The sequence below is a fragment of the Ralstonia sp. A12 genome, assembly GCF_000801955.1.
Taxonomy (GTDB): domain Bacteria; phylum Pseudomonadota; class Gammaproteobacteria; order Burkholderiales; family Burkholderiaceae; genus Ralstonia.
The window spans coordinates 71,525-93,455 of the sequence record NZ_JSZO01000004.1 but is presented as its reverse complement, the minus strand read 5'-3'; the positions used below and the strand labels follow the sequence as shown (position 1 = coordinate 93,455).

The following is a 21,931-nucleotide window of genomic DNA, read 5'->3' as shown; positions in this document are numbered from 1 at the left end:
CCCCGGATAGATGCGTTCTCGCCATCGTGTAGCCACGATACTGCGAGCGCCGTTTGAACTTCCGAGCCTGGCGGCGGGGCTTGCCCGACCGTTGCAACGCTCCTCGGAATGGGCTGGATTGTAGCGGATTCAGTGAATCTGCGGCAGGTCAACACGCGCCTGCCGTGTGACGCATGAGGCCACAGATCAAACGAAAACGAGGCCGGTCAAGGGTCTCGCCCAAACCGGCCTCATGCCCAGCGTCGCGATTTAACCACCTTGGCTGTGCAAAGGCGGCTCATGAAAGGTCAGCCCTTCTTGTACTCAGGCGGACTTGCATAGCGATCGCCCCCCGACTTGTCATCCCCCGGAAATGCCTTCGGGCTATCCGCCGGTGGCTGTTTGGCTTTTTTGTTGGGATCGTAGAGTTCAAACACGGCGGTGCCAATCACGCCAGCATTCGAGGCCGACCCCTGTTTGCTGTTGGCTGCATAGGCGTCATCGACCTCGGAGAAACGAAACGCTGCCACTTCCTCCCGGCTCTTTCGGAAACCCTCGACCTGGAGCGTTTCGCCCGGCCTGAGGACATAACCAGAGTTCTTGACACTCCCCGCCCTGCCATTCAGCACGTCCAGGCCATCCACCGTCGTGACGATTTCGTAGATGCTCTCTTTCGAGTAATTGCGATACTGCAGCACATAGCGCTCACCCTTCTTTCCCTGAAGTTGGGCGTTTTCTCCATCCAGGTAAATCGACCAGGGTTCATGTCCATCATGAAGAACGGTCAATCCAATTCTTCCTTTGCCAAGCATGATTTCTCGAACGGCTCTGCCGCTCCCGCTTGCTGCTGAGTACGGCAACGTGTGCTGAATCATCGGTGCATTGCTCACACGCCGAAGATCGACGGTTGTCACGCGGGATTCGATGCCCTCTCCCCACTGGGTGCCAAGTCGTGCGGAATCAGCACGCGTCTCCGGTACCACGATTGGCGCTGCGGCCGCCAACGACGAAAGCCCGCCCGCTGGCGGTTGCGTCGCACATCCTGCGACAGCCATGACACCCAAGGCCGCCATGAGGCTGGCCAACATCCCTCTCACTCTTGTCAGTTTCATCTCTTCGCGTTCAATCACGATGTTTGATGGCCGCCAACCTCAACAGCCTCTCTGGCAGTGTCCTTCCGTGCGCTCAATGGTCGCCGACACTTGCGCTGGCGGGACCTTAACAAATTTATCCACGGCAATTACGAAAAATCGGCCTACGTTACTAAATCAAAATAAATACGTCCCGCTGCCGAATCGAGATGCCTTGCAAAAGACATAACGTTGATTCAGTCATCCAAGAGCATTGCCAGCATGCGCTGCGGGTGCGCCAGAAAATCCCGCGTCACCAAAAAGTGTTCGGTCTCTTCATAGGCAATACGCCGGATCCCTTCACCATCACACTGATAGATCCACGCATCGGGATACGCCATCAGGATGGGCGAGTGCGTGGCGATGATGAACTGGCTTTCCTGCTGCACCAGATGGTGGATGCGGGCCAGCACCGCCAACTGCCGCTGCGGCGAGAGCGCAGCCTCGGGTTCGTCGAGCAGGTAAAGGCCGTTGCCGCCAAAGCGGTGCATCAGCAACGCCATGAACGATTCGCCATGCGACTGCGCGTGCAGTGATTTGCCGCCGTAGGAGGCGATCACGGGCCCGCCTGGGCCGGGCTCTTCATCCATGCGCTGGATGTTGGTTGCCACGTTGAAGAAGCTCTCGGCGCGCAGGAAGAATTCGGTGCGCGGCTTGCGAAAGCCCTTGGCGATGCGCAGGTGCGCATGTAGCTCGGAGTGCGACGCGTGCGTGCTGAAGTTGAAGTTGCGCGAGCCCCCCTCGGCGTTGAACCCCATCGCCACGGCCATCGCTTCCATCAGGGTCGATTTGCCCGAGCCGTTCTCGCCCACCAGAAAGGTCATCTTCGGGTGCAACGCCAACGTATCCAGCGCGCGCACAGCGGGCAGGCTGAACGGATACGCATCGAAGGTGGTGATGGTGTCGCGCCGCAGCGTAACGTGGCTGACAAACTGGCGAGTGAGCATGGGCATGCGCGGTAGCAGGCGATAACGCGCATCGTACCGCGCAGCCTTGTGCGCACATCGCCCCGCGATCCACTGTTTGCTCAGGCAAGCGCAAGGCCATAGCGCGCGTCACTTGGCGGTGTCAATGCGCTGTCATATTCGAATCTTGCGATCGGGTTAGGAAGCGGCGTACCCGTATCACAGACGTGCAACACGCGGCCACCAAAGTGCCGGGCATCGTTCAGGGAGCCAACGATGCACAACCATAAACTTACGAAGTACGCCGCCGCCGCGGCAGTTGCACTGGCCATGGCTGCGTGCGGCAGCGACGGCACATCCAACACCGGCACGGCCGAGCCCGATGGCAAGCCGACCACACCGTCCAACGGACCGACCAAGAACGTCGTGTTCTTCCTGGGCGACGGCATGGGCCTGACCACCATGACCGCCGCGCGCATCTACAAGGTGGGCGAAGACGGTGAGCTGACCATGGACACGCTGCCGGAAACCGGCTTCGTGCGCACCTTCTCCAACAACGCACAGGTGACCGACTCGGCGCCGTCGATGTCGGCCTACATGACCGGCGTGAAGATGAACAACGAGGTCATCTCCATGTCGGCGGACACCAGCGCGTATGACGCAGGCGGCAAGGATTACCTGTCGGGCGCCGACAGCACCTGCCCGTCCAGCGGCAACGGCAAGCCCGTCACCACACTGCTTGAGCTGATGAAGGCCGCAGGCTATGGCACGGGCGTGGTCACCACCACGCGCATCACGCACGCCACGCCGGCCGCCACGTACGCGCACATCTGCCACCGCGACGGCGAGAACACCATCGCCGCGCAGCTCACGCCGGGCGGCAAGGGCTACAACGCCGCGCTGGGTGATGGCGTGGACGTGATCTTCGGCGGCGGCAGCAAGCACTTCCTGTCGGACAAGACCCGCGGCGGTGTGCGCACCGACGGCCGTGACCTGACCGCCGAACTGAAGGCCGGCGGCTACAGCTATGCCGGTACCCGAGCCGAATTCGACGCGCTGGCCGCCGGCAGCAAGAAGGTCGCAGGCCTGTTCACCAGCAGCCACATGTCTTACGACCTGGACCGCGACGCCGCCAAGGAGCCGAGCCTGGGCGAGATGACCAACAAGGCCATCGACGTGCTCGCCGCCAAGAAGAAGGGCTTCTTCCTGATGGTGGAAGGCGGCCGCATCGACCACGCACTGCACGAAACCACCGCCCGCAAGGCACTGCAGGACACGGTGGCGTTCGACTCGGCCATTCGCGGCGCGATCGACAAGCTCAACACGATCGACCCAGGCCTGAAGAACACGCTGATCGTCGTGACGGCTGACCACGACCACACGCTGGTGCTCAACGGCTATGCCAAGCGCACCGGCCCGACCAGCGACAGCAACCCCGGCGTGCTGGGCCTGCTCAAGAGCTACGTGACGGGCGCCAACGCTACTGACACGGGTGGCAACCCGTTCAGCATCATCGGCTTCGGCACGGGTGAAAACCGCCCAGCCACGCGCGGCGCGCTGACGGATGCGGCCGTGTACGACAAGACGTATCACCAGGAAGCCGTCATCCCGGTCGCGCCGGGCGGCGAAACGCACGGCGGCACCGATGTCTTCATCGGCGCACGCGGCCTGGGCGCCGAGCGCTTTACCGGCACGATGGACAACACCGAGGTCTTCGGCCTCATCAAGCAGGCCGTGGGTCTGTAAAAGAGGCAGAGGCGAACATGAACAAGCAATCAATCCGCATCATTCGCGCCAGCCTGCTGGCGCTCGCGGCCAGTGCCGCATGCCAGGCGCACGCCGCTGGTGAAGCCAAGAACGTGATCTTCTTCCTGGGCGACGGCATGGGCCCGACCACCGTCACCGCCACGCGCATCTACAAGGTGGGCGAGAGCGGCAAGCTGACGATGGAATCGCTCAAGCGCACGGCACGCATCAAGACGTATTCCAACGATGCGCAGACCACGGACAGCGCTCCGTCGATGTCGGCCTACATGACCGGCGTGAAGATGAACAACGAAGTCATCTCCATGTCGCAGAACACCAAGGCCAGCGACAGCACCGGCAAGGGCTACGTGAACGGTGCTGACACCACCTGCCCGGCAGGCAACGGCACGCCGGCCGTCACGCTGCTGGAGCTGGCCAAGGCGGCCGGCAAATCGGTGGGCGCCGTGACGACCACGCGCCTGACGCACGCCACGCCCGCGGCGACGTACTCGCACATCTGCCACCGTGATGGTGAAAACCAGATTGCCGCGCAAGGCGCGCCGGGCAACGCGCTGTTCAACACCGCGCTCAAGGACGGCGTGGACGTGCTGCTGGGTGGCGGCCGCCGCCACTACCTGCCGCAGGGCACCGCCGGCAGCAAGCGCACCGACACGACCGACCTGACCGCCCAGTTCACGGCGGCCGGTTACAGCTACGTGACCACGGGCACGGCACTGACGGCCGTCAACCCGGCCACGACGAACAAGCTGCTCGGCCTGTTCAACCTCGACCACATGAACTACGAGCTGGACCGCAAGAAGAACAATGTGGACGAGCCCAGCCTGGCAGACATGACCGAGAAGGCCATCCGCGTGCTGCAGAAGAACGGCAAGGGCTACTTCCTGATGGTGGAAGGCGGCCGCATCGACCATGCACTGCACGGCACCAACGCCAAGCGTGCACTGGAAGATGCCGGTGCGTTTGACGAAGCGATCAAGCGCGCGCTGGGCACGGCGGACCTGTCGAACACGCTGATCGTCGTGACGGCCGACCACGACCACACGATGACGATCAACGGTTACCCCCGCAAGGGCAACCCGATCCTGGGTGTGTCGAACGACATCAAGACGGGTCAGCCGCAACTGGCTGCCGACGGCCTGCCGTACACCACGCTGGTGTTCGGCAACGGCGGCACGCCGCGCAAGGCGACGCGCGACAACGTGGCCGGGGTCGACACCACGGCCGATGACTACTTGCAGGAAGTGGGCGTGCAGCTCGGCACGCCCGGTTCGGAAACGCACGGCGGCGGGGATGTGATGCTGTTCTCCTCTGGTCCGGGCAGCGCACCGCTGAAGGGCACGCTGGACAACACGAAAGTGTTCGGCGTGGTCAAGACGGCCATGGGCCTCTGATTCGAGCGTTTCCATTGACGCGCATGCCGAGACCATCGGCATGCGCTTTTTTCGTTTCTGCTTTCCCGATTTCGAATTCGTATGACCCGATCTGCCCGCATTCTGTTTTCGTTCGCGCTCACTGCACTCAGCGCGCTCGCTGCCACCGCACAGGCCGCTGGCCCAGCGGCCTCGAACACGCTGACCGCACTGCGCGTCGAACACCAGATTTCGTCGCTCGGCACCGACGGCATTCAGCGCGACGTGCGCTTTGCCGAGCGCGTCTACCGCCAGGGCGAGCGCGTCTGGATCGCCCGCGAATTGCCGCCCCAATCGGCACAAGCGGCCCACGCCGAGCATGACCACACCAACGCCCACGCCGGCCACAAGCACGCTGACACCGATACCGCCCCGCGCTGGATCGAACGCGACGCCAAGGGCGCGCTGAGCGTGCGCGTGGTCAGCGAGTCGCAGCAGAAGAACTACGCCGTGGAGCCCGCCGAGTATTCCAACATCGGCTTCGACGGCTCGTGGGCCACGGCCTATCACCTGCTCGACCCGGCTGCGCTCAAGGGCATGCGTGCCGAGGGGCCCGTGCGCAACGGCGTGCAGACCTATCGCTCGGCCCAAGGCGAGCGCACCGTCACGGTCGACTGGGATGTGGCCGGCCAGTACCCGCGCCGCGTGGAATCGCGCAATGCCAGCGGCTCGCAGCGCAAGCTCACGCGCGTGACGGCGTTGCCCGCACCTGCCTCGGCACCGTGGGCGCGCGCCCAGGGCTATGCGGCCGCCGACTACACAGACTTGATGGACTAACCCATTCGGTCAGCCGCCAGTGGCGCTATAGTGCGAACAACCCCCAACGCTCGCACCCGCCATGACGATCACTGACCCGACCCTCGCTGCGTTTGCCGCTCCCGCCTCGCACGTGCCGCGCGTGCTCACCATCGCCGGCTCGGACAGTGGCGGCGGGGCGGGCATCCAGGCCGACCTGAAGACGTTTGCCGCGCTCGGCTGCTACGGCATGTCGGCCATCACGGCCATCACCGCGCAGAACACGCTGGGCGTGACGGCGGTGGAATCCCTCACGCCGGACATCGTGGCCGCACAGATCGATGCCGTAGCAAGCGACATCGGCGTGGACGCCGCCAAGACCGGCATGCTGGGTACGCCGCAGGTGGTGGAAGCCATCCTCTCGGCGCTGGACCGCCACCCGATCGCCAACCTCGTCGTCGACCCGGTGATGGTCAGCACCAGCGGCGCGCAGCTCGGCAGCGATGCCACCGTGCAGGCCATGGCGAAATGGCTGTTCCCGCGCGCCCTGGTGGTCACGCCCAACCTGCCGGAGGCCAGCGCGCTGCTCGGCCGCGAAATCCGCACGGCGGACGACATGCTGCCCGCCGCACGCGATCTGCTGGCCCTGGGCCCGCGCGCCGTGCTGCTCAAGGGCGGGCACCTGGCGGACGTGGCCACCGCGGGTGAAGACGGCGTGCTGCAAGACGTGCTCGTCACCGCCGACGGCACCGAGCGCGTCTACGCGCACACCTACATCGACACGCCGCATACGCACGGCACAGGCTGCACGCTGTCCGCCGCCATTGCCGCGCAGCTCGCACGCGGCGACACGCTGGAAGCCGCCATCGAGGCGGCGCTCGACTACCTGCTGCACGCCATCGGTGCGGGGCGCCACCTCGCGCTGGGGCGCGGTTCCGGCCCGCTCAACCACGGCTTTGCGCCGCGCCCGCTGGCGGCACCGCGTGCACTCGAAGTGGATATCGACGAAGACTGACGCCCAAGGAGCCGCCATGAAGCACCTGCCGATCAAGCTGGTCCGCATTCTTCCCGTAACCGCACTCTGCGGGTTGCTGAGCGCATGCAATGGCACTGTCAGCTTTGGCGACTTCGGCAACAGCTTCTCGATTGGCGGCACACTCAGCGGGCTGCCGGCCGGTCAGTCGATCGCACTGCTCAACAACGGCCGGGACTCGCTAACGATTGCCAGCAACGGCGCGTTTGTCTTTGGAGGGTTGGTGCCGTTCAACGGCAGCTATCTGGTGACAATCAGCTCGCAGCCGGCGTCGGCCAACTGCGTGGTGGCCAACGGCAACGGCACGGCCACCAATGATGTGACCAACGTCCTCGTCACCTGTCAGCCGCGTTAGGCATCCCTCACCCACCAAGAAAAAGCGCGGATCAACGTCCGCGCTTTTTCGTTTCTGCTCACAAGCATCACGCCGATGCGCCGGCCTGCTCCTTCGTCCACTTCTCCATGCGCTTGGCCATCTCGTCGGGCGCCACGTCTTCCACATGCGTGGACACCGTCCACACATGGCCGAACGGATCTTTGAGCGTGCCGGAGCGGTCACCATAGAACTGGTCCACCACCGGGCGGACTTCCGTGCCGCCGGCCTTGAGCGCGTTGGCGAACACGGTATCGACGTTGGGCACGTAGATCATCAGGCCAACGGATGTGCTCTGCAGCGTGTCGGGGCTGGCACAAACCATGGTCGGCGCTTCGTCCGACATCATGATGGGCGAATCGCCAATGCGGATTTCAGCGTGCGCGATGGTGCCGTTGGGGCCGTCCATGCGAAAGAGTTCGATGGCGCCGAACGCTTGCTTGTAGAAGTCGATTGCGCGCGCGGCGCCTTTGATGCTCAGGTACGGGGTGACGCTGTGGTAACCCTCGGGAATGGGCTTAACCGCCATGTCTGTCTCCTGCAGCGTGAATGAGGATGCGCCACCCCAGGATCGAAACCCCCAGCGACCGGGACAGCGCACGAACAGGATAGGTCAGGCAGATGGGGGTTGCGCGACGCAAACTGCGACGCGCACCCTTGCGTGTCGTCAGGCGCGCACGTGCGCCGCGAACGTCGCTTGCAGGGTCTGCACTGCGGCCGACACATCGTCGGCCTGCGTGATGGCGCGCACCACGGCCACGCAGCCGACACCAGACTCCAGCACGCGCGGCATCGCTGCCAGATCGATGCCGCCGATAGCGACCAGCGGCGGCGCCGGCACGCGCGTGCGCATGGCTGCCGCATAGGCGAACAAGCGGCCCAGGCCCTGCGGCACGGTCGGCATGGTCTTGGTGGGGGTGGCGAACACGGCGCCGAGCGCGAGGTAGCTCGGGTTCAGCGGCGCGACGCGCAGCATTTCGGCAACGCCGTGCGTGCTGATGCCAAGGCGCAGGCCTGCGGCGCGAATGGCCACCAAGTCTGCATCATCAATGTCTTCTTGGCCGAGGTGGATACCGTAGATGCCGCTGTCGGGCACCTGGGCATGCACATCGAGCGCGACTTGCCAGTGGTCGTTGATGAACAGGCGCGTCTCGCTGCCGCGTGCAGCGGCCTCTGCGCGTCGCACTTGCTCAGCAACCGCAGCCGCGTCGTCTGACTTGAAGCGCAACTGCACGGTCGGCACCTTGAGCGCGACGAGGCGGGCCACCCATTCTGCATCCGGCACCACGGCGTAGATGCCGAGTTGCGTCGGGCACGGTGCAAAGGCGAGGTCCGCTGCGGTCGGGCACGGCAACGCCGGTTCAAGCACGCGGGGCAGGGCGTTGAAACGAGTAGGCCAGGCCAGCGCATCCGCATTGGCTTCGGTGACCCATGCGCGCGCCACGCACAGCGCATCACGCGGCTCGAACGCCAGCGCGAGTGCCGCGCCAAAGATGGCGACGAAGCGTGCATCGAGCGCATCGCCGTGCGCTGCCGACGTGAAGCGGTACGTGCCGAGACGGTCGTGCACGGTGTCGATGCGCTGGTCGCCTTCCGTTGCAGCCAACACGACAGCGGCGCCAGCCGCGCGGGCACGGTCGGCTTGTGCAGCGTCGGTGGTCAGCAGGACGGTGGTGGCGCTGGTGGCGTCATCAGCACGGTCGGTCACGCTCCAGGCGTGCGGGGCGCGACCGAAGGCTTCCGCATGGTGATCGATGATCTGTGCGGCGAGGGCGGCAGCCTCCGGCCATGCGGCGGAAAAACGCAGGGGCGACATGCTCATGCACTCTTCTCTTCCGCGTGCCAGAACGGCAAGCCCACGACCGGCGTGCTGGCTTGCGCAACATCACGCTCGGGCATCGGCCCCGACAGGCGCGCGAGGCGACCGGCCTGCGTGGCCATCGCAAACGCCTGCGCCATCGCGACCGGATCACCGGCTTGTGCGACAGCCGTGTTGAGCAGCACCGCGTCGTAACCCCACTCCATCACCTGCGTGGCGTGCGACGGCACACCCAGGCCCGCATCGACGATGAGCGGCACGCTGGGCAGGCGCTCGCGCAGCAGGCGCAGGCCATACGGGTTGGTGGGCCCGCGGCCGGTGCCGATGGGCGCGGCCCACGGCATCAGCGCCTGGCAGCCGACGTCAAGCAGACGACGGCACAGCACGAGGTCTTCGGTGCAATACGGCAGCACCTTGAAGCCATCGCGGATGAGGCGCTCGGCTGCTGCGGGCAGTGCGAGCGTGTCGGGCTGCAGCGTGTAGTCGTCGCCGATGACTTCGAGCTTGATCCAGTCGGTCTCGAACACTTCGCGCGACATCTGCGCAAGGGTGTAGGCCTCGTCGGCGGAATAGCAGCCGGCGGTGTTGGGCAACACGGGCACGCCGAGTTCGCGCAGCATCTTCCAGAAGCCGGCGCCGCCCTCGGGCGAGCCCGCGCTTTGGCGGCGCAATGCGACCGTCAGCATGGCCGGGTTGGACACGCGCACCGCGTCTTCCAGCGATTGCGGCGACGGATAGCGTGCCGTACCGAGCAGCAGGCGCGAGGCGAAGGTCTCGTCGTACAGGCGCAGCGGATCGGCTTGACCGGCGAGCGCAGAAAGATTCGTAGTGGTCATCAAGAACTCCTAGCCGCCCACGACAGGCTGTACGAGTGCAATGCGGTCGCCTGCTTTGAGCGCGTGCTGCGCATGGCGCGTTTTGGGCACGAAGTCGCCATTCACGGACGCCGCAAACGGCGGCGCGATCTGCAGTTGCGGCGCGGCCGCGCCGATGGCATCCGCCAGCGTGCTACCAACAGGTAGCGCGAGCGACAGGTCGTTGAGGGTGACGTTCAGCGTCATGACAAAACAGGTTCAGGCGATGCGGCAGCAGCGAGTAGCGCGGGCCATTCGCTGTCGTTCGCATCGAGGGCACGGCCATCCAACAGATCACGTGCAACCGCCACCGCAGCTTGGGTGACGGCGGGCGCGATCATGTAGCCATGCCGGTACAGGCCATTCACCGACAGCGTGCCAAGGTTTGCTCCACCCGCATCCCAGCGCAACGCGGGGCGGTGGTCGGGCAGGGTCGGGCGGCACTGCGTGTTCAACTCCAGCACGCGCGCCTCGCCAAAGGCGGGGTGCACGGCGTAGGCGGCGGACAGCAACTCCAGCGTGGAACGCACGCTGGCCGGCGACATGTCGTCGGATTCGATTTCCGTGGCGCCGATTACGTAGACATTGCCCGGCTTGGGCGCGATGTATATCGGGTAGCGCGGATGCAGCATGCGCACCGGCCGCGTGAGCGACACGTCGGGCGCGTGGATGCGCGCGACCTCACCACGCAGGCCACGCAAGCGTGGCCATTGTGGCTTCGCACCCAGGCCACGGCAATCGAGTACGAGACGTGCGCCAAGGCCATTGGCCGCGAGTGCTTCCGGGCGCGGATCAGCAACTTCCGTGTTCCAGCGCAGTTGCACGCCCAGCGCTTCCAGTTCAGTCGCCAGCGCATCGAGCAAGGTGCGCGGGTCGAGTTGACCTTCGCCCGCCAGATACAGCCCCTGCGTAAAGCGTTGCGCAAGCAGCGGCTCCAACGCGGCGATGCCAGCCGCGTCGACCGCGCGCAAATCTGCGGCAACGCGCTCGGCCGGCGCAGCAGCGCGCACGTGGTTGGCGAACAGCGATGCCTCTCCACGATCCGCCGCATGCCACACGACCAGCGTGCCGGCCTCCTGGAAGAACACCGGCGTGCGCAGCTTGGGCAGCCACTCGCGCCACAGCGCCAGGCTTGCCAACCCCAAGTCGACGACGAAACGATCGGCCACGGCGGCTTCGGCCAGCGGTGCCAGCATGGCGGCCGCCACGAACGCGGCGGCACTGCTGCCGTCGCGCGCGCCGCGCTCCACCACGACAATGCGCGCCGGCGGCACGCCCGCTTGCACGAGTTGCCAGGCACACAGGCGGCCCGCAAGGCCACCGCCGAGGATCGTTACGTCGAAAGGAGTTGGCATGTCGCCTGGTGGATTAGCTGTAGATCTTGCTGCCCGTCTTGCGGAACTCGATCGACTTCTCTTCCATGCCCTGTGTTGCAGCGGTGGTGTTGGCGTCGAGCGAGGCCGCGTAGTCACGCACTTCCTGCGTGATCTTCATCGAGCAGAACTTCGGACCGCACATCGAGCAGAAGTGCGCAATCTTGGCGCCTTCGGCCGGCAGCGTTTCATCGTGGAAGGCGCGGGCCTTTTCCGGGTCCAGGCCGAGGTTGAACTGGTCTTCCCAGCGGAACTCGAAGCGTGCCTTGGACAGCGCGTTGTCACGCAGCTGCGCGCCCGGCCAGCCCTTTGCCAAGTCGGCCGCGTGCGCAGCGATCTTGTAGGTGATGATGCCTTCGCGCACGTCTTCTTTGTCCGGCAAGCCCAGGTGCTCCTTGGGCGTGACGTAGCAGAGCATGGCCGTGCCATACCAGCCGATGTTGGCCGCACCGATGCCGCTGGTGATGTGGTCGTAGCCCGGAGCAATGTCGGTCACCAGCGGGCCCAGCGTGTAGAACGGCGCTTCGAAGCAGTGCTTCAGCTCTTCGTCCATGTTGGCCTGCACGCGCTGCAGCGGCACGTGGCCCGGGCCTTCGATCATCACCTGCACGTCGTGCTCCCACGCCTTCTTCGTGAGTTCGCCCAGCGTGTGCAGCTCGCCGAATTGCGCGGCGTCGTTCGAGTCGGCAATGCAACCCGGGCGCAGACCATCACCCAGGCTGAACGATACGTCGTACGCCTTCATGATTTCGCAGATCTCGTCGAAGTGCGTGTACAGGAAGTTTTCCTTGTGATGCGCCAGGCACCACTTGGCCATGATCGAGCCACCGCGCGAGACGATGCCCGTGATGCGGTCAGCCGTGAGCGGCACATAGCGCAGCAGCACGCCGGCGTGGATGGTGAAGTAGTCGACGCCTTGCTCGGCCTGCTCGATCAGCGTGTCGCGGAACATTTCCCACGTCAGGTCTTCAGCCACGCCGCCGGTCTTGTCCAGCGCTTGGTAGATCGGCACCGTGCCGATGGGCACCGGCGAGTTGCGCAGGATCCATTCACGCGTTTCGTGGATGTGCTTGCCGGTGGACAAGTCCATGATCGTGTCGGCACCCCAGCGGATCGCCCACACCATCTTTTCCACTTCCTCTGCCAGCGACGACGTCACCGCCGAGTTGCCGAGGTTGCCGTTGATCTTCACGCGGAAGTTGCGGCCGATGGCCATCGGCTCCAGCTCGGTGTGGTTGATGTTGGCGGGGATGATCGCGCGGCCGGCGGCGATTTCTGCGCGCACGAATTCCGGCGTGATGTCTTCCGGACGCTGCGGCAGGTTGGCGCCGTATGAGAAACCCGGATGCTGCTTGAGCAGTTGACGGTACTCGGGCTTGTCTTGCAGCGCTTGCAGGTTCAGCGATTCACGCAGCGCGACGTATTCCATTTCCGGCGTGATGATGCCGCGGCGCGCGTAGTGCATCTGGCTCACGTTGGCGCCTGCCTTGGCGCGGCGCGGGTTCGTCAACTGCGCAAAACGCAGGTGGGCGGTGGCCGGGTCATTGGCACGGTTCTGGCCGTATTCGGACGACAGGCCCGAGAGGATTTCCGTATCGCCGCGCTCGTCGATCCACTTGGCGCGCAGCGGGGCCAGACCGGCCTTCAGGTCGATGTGCACGTCCGGGTCGGAGTACGGGCCCGAGGTGTCGTACACCGGCACCGGCGGGTTCAGCATCTCGCCCTTGTCGGTGCGCGTGGCGGTTTGCTTGATGGTGCGCATCGGCACGCGGATGTCCGGGCGGCTGCCGGCGATGTAGGTCTTGCTGGATGCCGGATAGGCGAACTTCTGGTCGAGCTCGGACTGCAGCGAGTCGAATGAGGCGGCGGGGGCGTTTTTGGCTTGGGGCATGGTCTCGTCCTTTGATTCTGTGGCCTGGTGGAGCAGGCTGTGGACGAAACCGGGAGGAGAGGCGAAGCCCGAAGGATCGGGTTGCCGGAGACTCGGTGTTCTGAAGAAACTTCCCACGCCGGTACGAACCGGATCGGGTGCTAAGGGACTCTCTCAGCCGCACGGCCCATCCGTACGGCACCCCTGTTTCATCCAACGAGGGTGCATTTAAGCACAGCCGGATCGACGTTGCCAGCAGGAAAACCCGGCAGGTGACGGGCGGCACGTCATTTCAGTCCAAACCCCCATGCAATGCGCTGCAAATGTGCCGTCCTCCGCACGGGCACCGCGTGCCTTGATCTGGCGCAAGCCGGCCACGTTTCACCTATGCGACGCTCGATCCCATTTTCTATTGCAATGCGGCAAAGCCGCGGGGAGTTGTCATGCTGGAGCGTCGGTTCACACTCGCGGGGCGCAGCCTCGTGCCCATCGTGCAGGGCGGGATGGGCGTGGGTATCTCCGCGCACCGGCTGGCCGGCGCCGTGGCGCGCGAAGGCGGCGTCGGCACCATCGCCAGCATCGACTTGCGGCATCACCATGCAGACCTGGTGGCCGCGACCGAGAAGTCGCATGACAAGGCGGCCATCAACGCGGCCAACCTTGTTGCATTGGACCGCGAGATCCGAGCTGCGCGCGAGGGTGCGCAGGGCAACGGGCTGATTGCCGTGAATGTGATGAAGGCAGTGGAATCACACGCGGCGCTGGTGCGGCAGGCGTGTGAGAGCGGCGCGGATGCGATCGTCATGGGGGCGGGGCTGCCGCTCGATCTGCCGGAGATGACGGCAGAGCATCCAAAGGTGGCGCTCATCCCCATTCTTTCCGACTCGCGCGGCGTGGGGGTGGTGGTCAAGCGGTGGATGAAGAAGGCGCGCTTGCCCGATGCGGTGGTGATCGAACACCCATCGCACGCAGGCGGGCACCTGGGTGCGGCGCGCATTGAAGACCTGCGCGATGAGCGCTTCTCGTTTGCGCGCGTGCTGGACGAATGCCGTGAGTTGTTCGTCAAGCTGGGGCTGGCTGCGGAGCAGATTCCGATCATCCTGGCGGGTGGGATCGATTCGCATGCGAAGGTGCGGCATTGGCTCGATAAGGGTGCTGCCGCTGTGCAGCTCGGTACTGCGTTTGCGGTGACGGAAGAAGGCGATGCGCACGTGCGCTTCAAGCGTGTGCTGACGGGCGCGGAGGATGGCGACATTGCCGAGTTCGTCAGCGTGGCAGGCTTGCCTGCTCGCGCGGTGATGACGCCCTGGTTGTCACGCTACCTCTCTCGCGAGAGTGCCTTGCAGGCCAAGGCGAAGGTGCGGGATTGCCTGCAGGGGTTCGATTGCCTACAGACATGCGGGCTGCGGGATGGGATTGGCAAGGTTGGGCAGTTTTGTATTGATTTGAAGTTGGCGCAGGCGCTGCGCGGGGATGTTGAGCGCGGACTGTTTTTCCGTGGCGCGGGCAAGCTGCCGTTCGGGCAGGCGATTCGGCCTGTGCGTGAACTGATGCATTACTTGCTGACCGGGGAAAAACCTGTGGTGAGTTGAACCGTTGCGGTTCATCCCTTGCTTCATCCCCTGCCGGGGCTGACTCACTTTCTTTGTCTTGCCAAAGAAAGTAAGCAAAGAAAGGCGCGCCCGAGATGGCGAAAGACTCCTTGAATTTATGTCGCAGGGAGGGGAAGGGGAAAACTCGCTGCGCTCAGACAGTTCCCCTTCCTTTTTCCTCCCTGCAACAGAAATTCAAGGCGCCATCTAGGGCAGGGGCAAAGCACACCATCGATTGCCAGGGCGGCACTCCGTCCTAAGCTCCAAATCACGCATCACGCATCACGCATCACGCATCACGCATCACGCATCACGCATCACGCATCACGCATCACGCATCCAACTGAGCCTTGGCGCTCACTCCTGTTCCCCGCCGGTTTGACCTTTGACTTTCCTGCCCTTGATGGCGCCTTGAATTTTTGTAAGCGGGCGGAAAAAAGACGGGGAACTGTCTGAGCGAAGCGAGTTTTCCCCGTCTCCGCCCGGTTACGAAAATTTAAGGAGGGGGTCGCCATCTCGGGCGCGCCTTTCTTTTGCTTACTTTTCTTTGGCAAGACAAAGAAAAGTGAGTCGGCCCCGGCAGGGGACGATACGAGGGATGCACCACCAACAAAAAACCAGCCCGAAGGCTGGCTCTTTGCTAAGCACGTACCACCTCAGAACGGTGCACTGAAGGTCAACCGCACCCCCTGCTGCAGCCCACCCATCCCCGTCATCACGTTGTAGTCCAGACCAAACGTCAGCGGCCCCGTACGGAACTTCGTACCCAGCCCAATCTGCACACGATCACGCCCAAACGGCGTACCCGGCACGTAGTACGCAGGGCCGGACGACGCCAGATCCGCATACGCCAGGCCCGCGTTGCTCTGGCCATTGAAGTCATGCTGATACTCCACCCGTGCAAACGGCAGGAACGTGCCCCACTTGGTCTTCTGCGCGTACTCCGCTCGCAGGCCCAGCGTGCCCGACACGGTGGTCACCGTCTGCTCGAAGTACGTCAGCGCGTTGATGCCCGCCCCCGATTCACTGAACTGATCCAGCGTCGATTGCGACACTGACAGACGCCCGTACGGCGAGATCAGCCACGTGCGGTCACGATGCTCGTAACCGGCCGAGACTGACGCGAACATCTGGCGGCCGTTGCGCCTGCCCGTGGCGAAATCGCTGGCGTCCGTCACCCAGCGGCGCGAATCGAAGCTGAGCGTGCCGAAGCCCGCAACGCCATCCACAAACACCGACGGCTGCGGACGGTAGCTGCCGTACAGCGCCAGGCTGTAGCTGTCGCCCGTGCTCTTGGTGCCGGCGTTGCCGATGTCGGTGGAGTCACGCCCGTAGCCGAAGCCCGCGCCCACCGAGAGCTGATCCGACACGCGGTAATCCGCACCCGCGGTCACGCCGCCCGTGGTGAAGCGGAAGCCCGAGCGCTGCGCCCCCATGTTGGCAAAACCGAAGTCCAGCGTACCGGCGCTCCAGAACGCCAGATTCGTATCGGTGCTGTCGGCGCGGGAGCCGGCGACATCGGCACCCGGCAGGTCGGGGCCGGCGTCCGCGTTGGATTTGTCGCCATCCTTAGCCGCATCCGGATTGCGCTTGCCACGCGCGAACGAGCGGCCCTGGCCGTCACCGCGCAGACAGGCGTCGTACGCGGCAATGCCGGCGACGTCCTGACAGCGCGCCCGCATATCGGTGCGCTGGCCCGGCATGGCGACCGTCAGGCCGTTGTCCGACGGCGCACGTCCGGTGCCGTGCAGGGCTTCGAGACGGCGGTTGTAGTTGTCGATCTGCGTGGTGGCAAAGCGCCGCGCGGCCTGGATCTGCGCGTTGATGAGGCCTGCCACATCCGGGTCGGCTGACGGGTCCTTGCGCGCCGCCACGCTCACCTGCACGGTGGCTGGCGTGGACGTGGCGTACGCGTTGGACAGCGTGTACGTCAGCACTGCCGGGCCGCTGTAGGTGCTGGCTGGCGTGAAGTTCAGCATGTAGGTCGACGCGGCCGCCGCTGTGGTCTTTACGCCTGCTGGGGTCTGCACCGTCTTCTGCACGATGCTGGCCGTGCCCGCGTTGGACGGCACCACCGACACCAGCGCCGCACCCGTGAACGGCCCGCCTGTGGCGCCTTCGGTCAGGTCCACGCTCACCGCCTGGCCAGACGATGTGGAGATCAGCTTCTGCACCGCCGCGATTGGCACCGCGCTGACGTTGACCGTTGCAGCGATCGGCGCGGACGTGCCCGCCGTATTGACCAGCGCGTAGGTGAAGTTGATGGCGCCCGAGGTGGTCGGCGTGGGGGTGTAGACGATGTCCAAACCGTTGACCACGGCCGTGCCGCTGGCCGGCGGGCTGACGATCACCACCGACGAGAACGGCCCGCCCGTTGCATTGGCCGTCGGATGCAGCGTGACCGGCGCATTGGACAGCGTGCTGACGACGGTGGCCGGCGCCGTGCCGATCACCTGGCCCATCACGATGGTGTAGCTGCGCGTGCCGCTGTACGGCGCGCTAGCACCGGTGCTGCTATCGCTGGCCTGCACGGTGAAGGTGCTGGTGCCCAGCGCAGTGGGCGTGCCCGACAGCACGCCGGTACTGGCGTTCAAGCTCAGGCCCGCCGGCAGCGTGCCGGTGGAGACGGCGAACGTATAAGGCGCGGTGCCGCCCGCGGCGCTGAAGGTCTGGCTGTACGCGGTGTTGATCGTGGCACCCGCTGCGGCGGCCGGACTGACCGAGACGGTGGGCGCGCCGATGCTGAAGCTATAGACGCGGGTGGCCGTGAAGCGGTTGGCATCGGTGGCCGTGACGGTGAAGTTGAACGTACCGCCCGCCGTGGGCGTGCCGGTGATGGCGCCAGTGCTGCTGCTCAAGCTCAGGCCTGTCGGCAGCGCCCCGGCCGTGATGGCGTAGGTGTACGGCGCGGTGCCGCTGCTGGCACTCACGGTCTGGCTGTACGCCGTGGCAATCGCCGGGGCGGGCAGCGTAGCCGGCGCTACCGCGATGGTGGGCGCCGACACGGCAAGCGTGTACGTACCACCCACCGCATACGGCCCGCTGCCGGTGCTGCTGTCCGTGGCGGTAATCGTGAAGTTGACCGTCCCGGCCGTGGTGGGTGTGCCCGCCAGCGTGGCGGTGCCGGCGTTCCAGACGAGGCCGGTCGGCATCGTGCCGGCATTGACGGTCATCGCATAGGTGTACGGGCCGATACCACCGCTCGCGCTGAAGTTGCGGCCATAGGCCGTGCCCGCCACGCCATTGAGGGCGCCCGATGCGGGCGTGATCGCCAGCGTGGGCGATGCGACGGTCAGCGTATAGGCGCGGCCGCCGGTGTAAGGCGCACCGGTGCCGGTGCTGCTGTCCGTGCTGGTGATGGTGAAGTTGAAGCTGCCGCCCGCAGTCGGCGTGCCGGACAGCGCACCGGCAGACGACACCGTCATGCCCACAGGCAGCGCGCCCGCTGTCACCGCATACGTGTACGGCGCGGTGCCGCCGCTGGCGGTCATGCTCTGGGTGTAGGCCGTGCCGACCGTCGCGCCGGGCACCGTGCCCGGACTGACGGTCACGGTGGCGGCAGCGACGCTCAGACCGAAGTTGCGCGTGCCGGTGTAGCCGTTGGCATCGGTGGCGGTGACGGTGACGTTGAACGCCCCGCCGGCCGTGGGCGTGCCGGAGATGGCGCCGGTGCTGCTGTTCAGGTTCAGGCCTGCCGGCAGCGCACCGGCGGTCACCGCATAGGTATACGGCGCCGTGCCGCCGCCTGCCGTTGCCGTCTGGCTGTAGGCCGTGGCAATCGTCGGGTTGGGCAGCGTGGCCGGCGACACCGAAATGGTGGGCGCAACGGCGGTCAGCGTGTAGGTGCCAGACGTGCTGAACGGCCCCAAGCCCGTCGAGCTGTCGGTGGCAGTCACCGTAAAGTTGACCGTGCCCGGGGTCGTGGGCGTGCCGGCCAGCGTGCCGGTGGCCGTGTTGAACGTGACGCCGGTCGGCAGCGTGCCGGCGTTGGTGCTGATGCTGTAGCGGTAAGGCGCCGTGCCGCCGCTGCCGGCGAAGGTCTGGCTGAAAGCCTGGCTGAGCGTGGCACTGAAGCTGCTGGACGACGGCGTAAGCGTCAGTGTGGGCGCGCCCACCGTAACCGAATAGGACTGACTACCCGAAAAACTGTTGGCGTCGGTGGCCTTGATCGTGAAATTGAACGTACCGCCAGCCGTGGGCGTGCCCGAGAGTGCGCCGCCCGAACTCAACGACAGGCCCGTCGGCAATGCACCCGACATGATGGTGTAGCTGTACGGCCCGGTACCGCCGCTGGCCGTCACGGTCTGGCTGTAGGCCGTGGCAATGGCCGGGTTGGGCAGCATAGCCGGTGTGATCGAGATGGTCGGTGCCGATACGGTCAGCGTGTAGGTACCCGTCACCGCATAGGGGCCGCTGCCGGTGCTGCTGTCGGTCGCCGTCACGGTAAAGCTGACCGTGCCGGCCGTGGTGGGCGTGCCCGACAACGTCGCCGTGCCGGCATTCAGCACAAGGCCGGCCGGCAACGTGCCGGAGCTGATCGCCGTGACATAGGTATACGGCCCCGTGCCGCCCGCCACGCTGAAACTACGGCTGAAGGCCGTGCCCCCCATGGCATTGAGCGCACCCGATGCCGGCGTCATCGTCAGCGTCGGTGCCGCGACAGTCAGCGCATAGGCACGGCTGCCGGTGTACGGCGCACCGGTGCCGGTGCTGTTGTCGGTGCTCGTGATGCTGAAGTTGAAGGTACCGCCCGCAGTAGGCGTACCTGAGAGCGTGCCGGTGGAAGTCAGCGTCATGCCGGGCGGCAGCGAGCCGACTGAGATGACGTAGCCGTACGGCGACGTACCGCCACTGGTCGACATGCTCTGCGAGTAGGCCGCACCTGTCGTCGCGCCCGGCAGCGTGACCGGGTTCACGTTGATCGCGGGTGCGGCGATGCTCAGGCCATAGTTGCGCGTGCCGGTATAGCCGTTGGCATCGGTGGCGGTGACGATGACATTGAACACCCCGCCCGCCGTGGGCGTGCCCGTGATCGCGCCCGTGCTGCTGTTCAGGCTCAGACCTGCCGGCAGCGCACCGGTGGTCACTGCGTAGGTGTACGGCGCGGTACCGCCACCGGCCGAAGCCGTCTGACTGTAAGCCACGCCCACCGTGCCATTCGCGAGCGACGCGGGCGACACGGTGATCGTGGGCGCAGCGGTCGTCAGTGTGTAAGTGCTGGCCACCGTGTACGGCCCTGTGCCCGTCGAGTTGTCCCTGGCAGTGACCGTGAAGTTGACCGTGCCTGAAGTGGTGGGCGTGCCCGACAGCGTGCCCGTACCCGTATTGAACGACAGGCCCGTCGGCAGCGAACCGGAATTGATGCTGAAGCTGTAGATGTATGGCGAGGTGCCGCCGCTACCGGTAAAGCTCTGGCTATACGGCGTGCCGGCTGTGGCACTCAGGTTGCCTGCCGACGGCGCGATCGACAACGTGGTCGCATTCACGGTGAGCGAATACACCTGGTTGCTGATGTACGGCCCCGCGCCGCCAGTGTGGTCGGTGGCCGTGACGGCGAAGTTGAACACGCCCCCAGCCGTGGGCGTACCCGAAATCACACCACCTGAACTGAGCGTCAAACCCGCGGGCAGGTTGCCGGCCGTGACGGCATAGGTGTAGGGTGCCGTGCCGCCACTGGCCGATACCGTCTGGCTGTAGGCCGAAGCCACTGTCGCCATGGGCAACGTGGCCGGCGACACGATGATCACAGGCTGTGCGATGGTCAGCGCAACGTTGCCGCTGGTGCCTGTGAATGGCCCGGTGCCGGTGCTGCTGTCCGTGGCCGTTATGGAGAAGTTGAAACTACCGGACGACGTCGGCGTGCCCGACAGCGTACCGTTGCTCGCCAGTGCGAGCCCTGCGGGCAAGGTGCCCGACGCCAGCGCATAGGTGTAAGGCGCCGTGCCGCCGCTGGCCGATGCCAGCGACTGGCTGTAGGCCACGCCCACCGTGCCCCCCGAGGGCGGCGACGCCGTGTACGCGACTGTCGCGTCCGATACCGTGATCGAGACCGTGGCCGGCACCGATGTTCCGCCTGCGTTCGTGGCGGTATACGTCAATGAATCCGGCCCTGAATACGATGCGTTGGGCGTGTAGGTGATCGTCGTACCGCTGGCAGTGGCGGTACCGTGGGTCGGCTGTGCGGCCACGGCCACGCTCGTCGGCGAGCCGGTGACGTTCAGCGGAACAACGTTGCTGGTGCTGCCGTGCGCCACGGTGGTGCTGGTCGCGCCGGCCGTAGGCGCAGCGACGTAGGTGAACTTGTCGGCACCGCTCACGGTACTGGTGCCACTAAATGTCGAGACCGATACATCGACCACGCCGGAGCCAGGTGGCGAGACAGCATTGATCTGCGTGCTGCTCACGATGTTGACACTGGTGGCCCTGGTCGAGCCGAACCAGACCGTCGACATCGGGCCCCTGAAGAGATTGGTCCCGGTGATGGTGACGCTCGTGCCGCCGGCGGCGGTGCCAGTTGAAGTCGACAGCCCGGTCACCGTGGGCGTGGAACCGGTGACCGAGATATTGACGGTGCTGGGTACCCAGCCGGTACCGTCGACGTTGTTGTAAAAGGGCGCCGTATCGTTGCCACTGAAGTTGGGAGGTGCGTAGTAAACGAAGCCCTCAGCGCCCGAATTCACATCGACATATACGGAGATCAGACCACCCGCCGATGTGGCTTGCATCATCCCGGGGTTACTTGCCGCCGGGTTGGACTGACCCTGATTGTTGTAGGCAATACCGAGACTAACCGGATCGCAATTGCTCAGATCCGAATTGCTGAGTTGGTAGGTCGTTTGCGTGTTGACGTTGGCCGGGAAGGCAACCGAACAACCGGCCGCCCCCTGCGATAGCAACGCCAGCCACGCCGTCAGCATGGCCAGCAGGCACCGCTGCATCCACGCACGCCGCACCGCCCCCAAACGCTGCAACGTCGACCATCCGGCAACCCCATGCCGGCCCAACGGGCTGTTTTGTGTCAGCACGCGCATTTCTCCCTCGTTCCCGCCCGCTGTGTTGCGAGCTTTTTCTCTCGAGCGTTCTTGCGAAATT

Annotated in this window: 15 protein-coding genes and 2 riboswitches; of the genes, 6 read left to right on the top strand and 9 right to left on the bottom strand. The window is 65.4% G+C overall.

The genetic code is table 11. From position 1 onward, the window contains the following. Positions 1-37: 37 nt before the first annotated feature. Positions 38-111: riboswitch (S-adenosyl-L-homocysteine riboswitch) on the bottom strand. 176 nt (positions 112-287) lie between these two features. Together PI87_RS08115 and PI87_RS08110 are read right to left on the bottom strand one after the other, a co-directional pair. Then, the gene (locus PI87_RS08115; protein WP_198139531.1) at positions 288-1,109 is read right to left on the bottom strand and encodes a hypothetical protein; all 822 of its coding nucleotides are present in this window, start codon (positions 1,107-1,109) and stop codon (positions 288-290) included. Positions 1,110-1,306: 197 nt separating this feature from the next. Beyond that, complete coding sequence (locus PI87_RS08110) at positions 1,307-2,056, bottom strand: AAA family ATPase (RefSeq protein WP_039597375.1); 750 nt, start codon at positions 2,054-2,056, stop codon at positions 1,307-1,309. 234 nt (positions 2,057-2,290) lie between these two features. On the opposite strand from PI87_RS08110, the gene PI87_RS08105 reads away from it, so the two are divergent. The 5 genes from PI87_RS08105 (at position 2,291) to PI87_RS08085 (ending at position 7,313) form a co-directional block, all read left to right on the top strand. Further along, positions 2,291-3,760, top strand: coding sequence for an alkaline phosphatase (locus tag PI87_RS08105; protein ID WP_039597205.1), 1,470 nt, complete (start codon positions 2,291-2,293; stop codon positions 3,758-3,760). 17 nt (positions 3,761-3,777) lie between these two features. Then, entirely contained in the window at positions 3,778-5,172 is a 1,395-nt protein-coding gene (locus PI87_RS08100) for an alkaline phosphatase (protein WP_039597204.1), read from the top strand. An 81-nt stretch (positions 5,173-5,253) separates the two neighbouring features. Continuing rightward, entirely contained in the window at positions 5,254-5,967 is a 714-nt protein-coding gene (locus PI87_RS08095) for a hypothetical protein (protein WP_039597203.1), read from the top strand. Positions 5,968-6,028: 61 nt separating this feature from the next. After that, entirely contained in the window at positions 6,029-6,940 is a 912-nt protein-coding gene (gene thiD, locus PI87_RS08090; protein WP_039597202.1) for a bifunctional hydroxymethylpyrimidine kinase/phosphomethylpyrimidine kinase, read from the top strand. A gap of 16 nt (positions 6,941-6,956) precedes the next feature. After that, entirely contained in the window at positions 6,957-7,313 is a 357-nt protein-coding gene (locus PI87_RS08085; protein ID WP_039597201.1) for a DUF4369 domain-containing protein, read from the top strand. A gap of 67 nt (positions 7,314-7,380) precedes the next feature. Here the strand turns inward: PI87_RS08085 and PI87_RS08080 are convergent, their stop codons facing one another. From PI87_RS08080 to thiC, 6 genes are all read right to left on the bottom strand, one after another. Beyond that, complete coding sequence (locus tag PI87_RS08080; RefSeq protein ID WP_039597200.1) at positions 7,381-7,860, bottom strand: VOC family protein; 480 nt, start codon at positions 7,858-7,860, stop codon at positions 7,381-7,383. 138 nt (positions 7,861-7,998) lie between these two features. Continuing rightward, positions 7,999-9,153 carry a thiamine phosphate synthase gene (locus tag PI87_RS08075; protein ID WP_039597199.1) on the bottom strand — a complete coding sequence of 385 codons (1,155 nt, stop codon included), beginning with the start codon at positions 9,151-9,153 and terminating at the stop codon, positions 7,999-8,001. Then, on the bottom strand, positions 9,150-9,986 hold the full coding sequence (locus PI87_RS08070; protein ID WP_039597198.1) for a thiazole synthase: 837 nt from the start codon (positions 9,984-9,986) through the stop codon (positions 9,150-9,152). The genes PI87_RS08075 and PI87_RS08070 overlap by 4 nt, the downstream gene beginning before the upstream one ends. A gap of 9 nt (positions 9,987-9,995) precedes the next feature. Then, entirely contained in the window at positions 9,996-10,211 is a 216-nt protein-coding gene (gene thiS, locus PI87_RS08065) for a sulfur carrier protein ThiS (protein WP_039597197.1), read from the bottom strand. Further along, positions 10,208-11,359: an FAD-dependent oxidoreductase gene (locus tag PI87_RS08060; protein ID WP_039597196.1), complete on the bottom strand. Its 1,152-nt coding sequence runs from the start codon at positions 11,357-11,359 to the stop codon at positions 10,208-10,210. The genes thiS and PI87_RS08060 overlap by 4 nt, the downstream gene beginning before the upstream one ends. A gap of 13 nt (positions 11,360-11,372) precedes the next feature. Beyond that, positions 11,373-13,268, bottom strand: a complete 1,896-nt coding sequence (gene thiC / locus PI87_RS08055) for a phosphomethylpyrimidine synthase ThiC (protein WP_039597195.1) — start codon at positions 13,266-13,268, stop codon at positions 11,373-11,375. 93 nt (positions 13,269-13,361) lie between these two features. After that, positions 13,362-13,463, bottom strand: a riboswitch (TPP riboswitch). A gap of 227 nt (positions 13,464-13,690) precedes the next feature. Here thiC and PI87_RS08050 point away from each other — a divergent pair. Then, positions 13,691-14,839 carry an NAD(P)H-dependent flavin oxidoreductase gene (locus PI87_RS08050; protein WP_039597194.1) on the top strand — a complete coding sequence of 383 codons (1,149 nt, stop codon included), beginning with the start codon at positions 13,691-13,693 and terminating at the stop codon, positions 14,837-14,839. A gap of 656 nt (positions 14,840-15,495) precedes the next feature. Here PI87_RS08050 and PI87_RS08045 read toward each other — a convergent pair. Continuing rightward, entirely contained in the window at positions 15,496-21,777 is a 6,282-nt protein-coding gene (locus tag PI87_RS08045; RefSeq protein WP_442965460.1) for a putative Ig domain-containing protein, read from the bottom strand. Positions 21,778-21,931 lie beyond the last annotated feature (154 nt).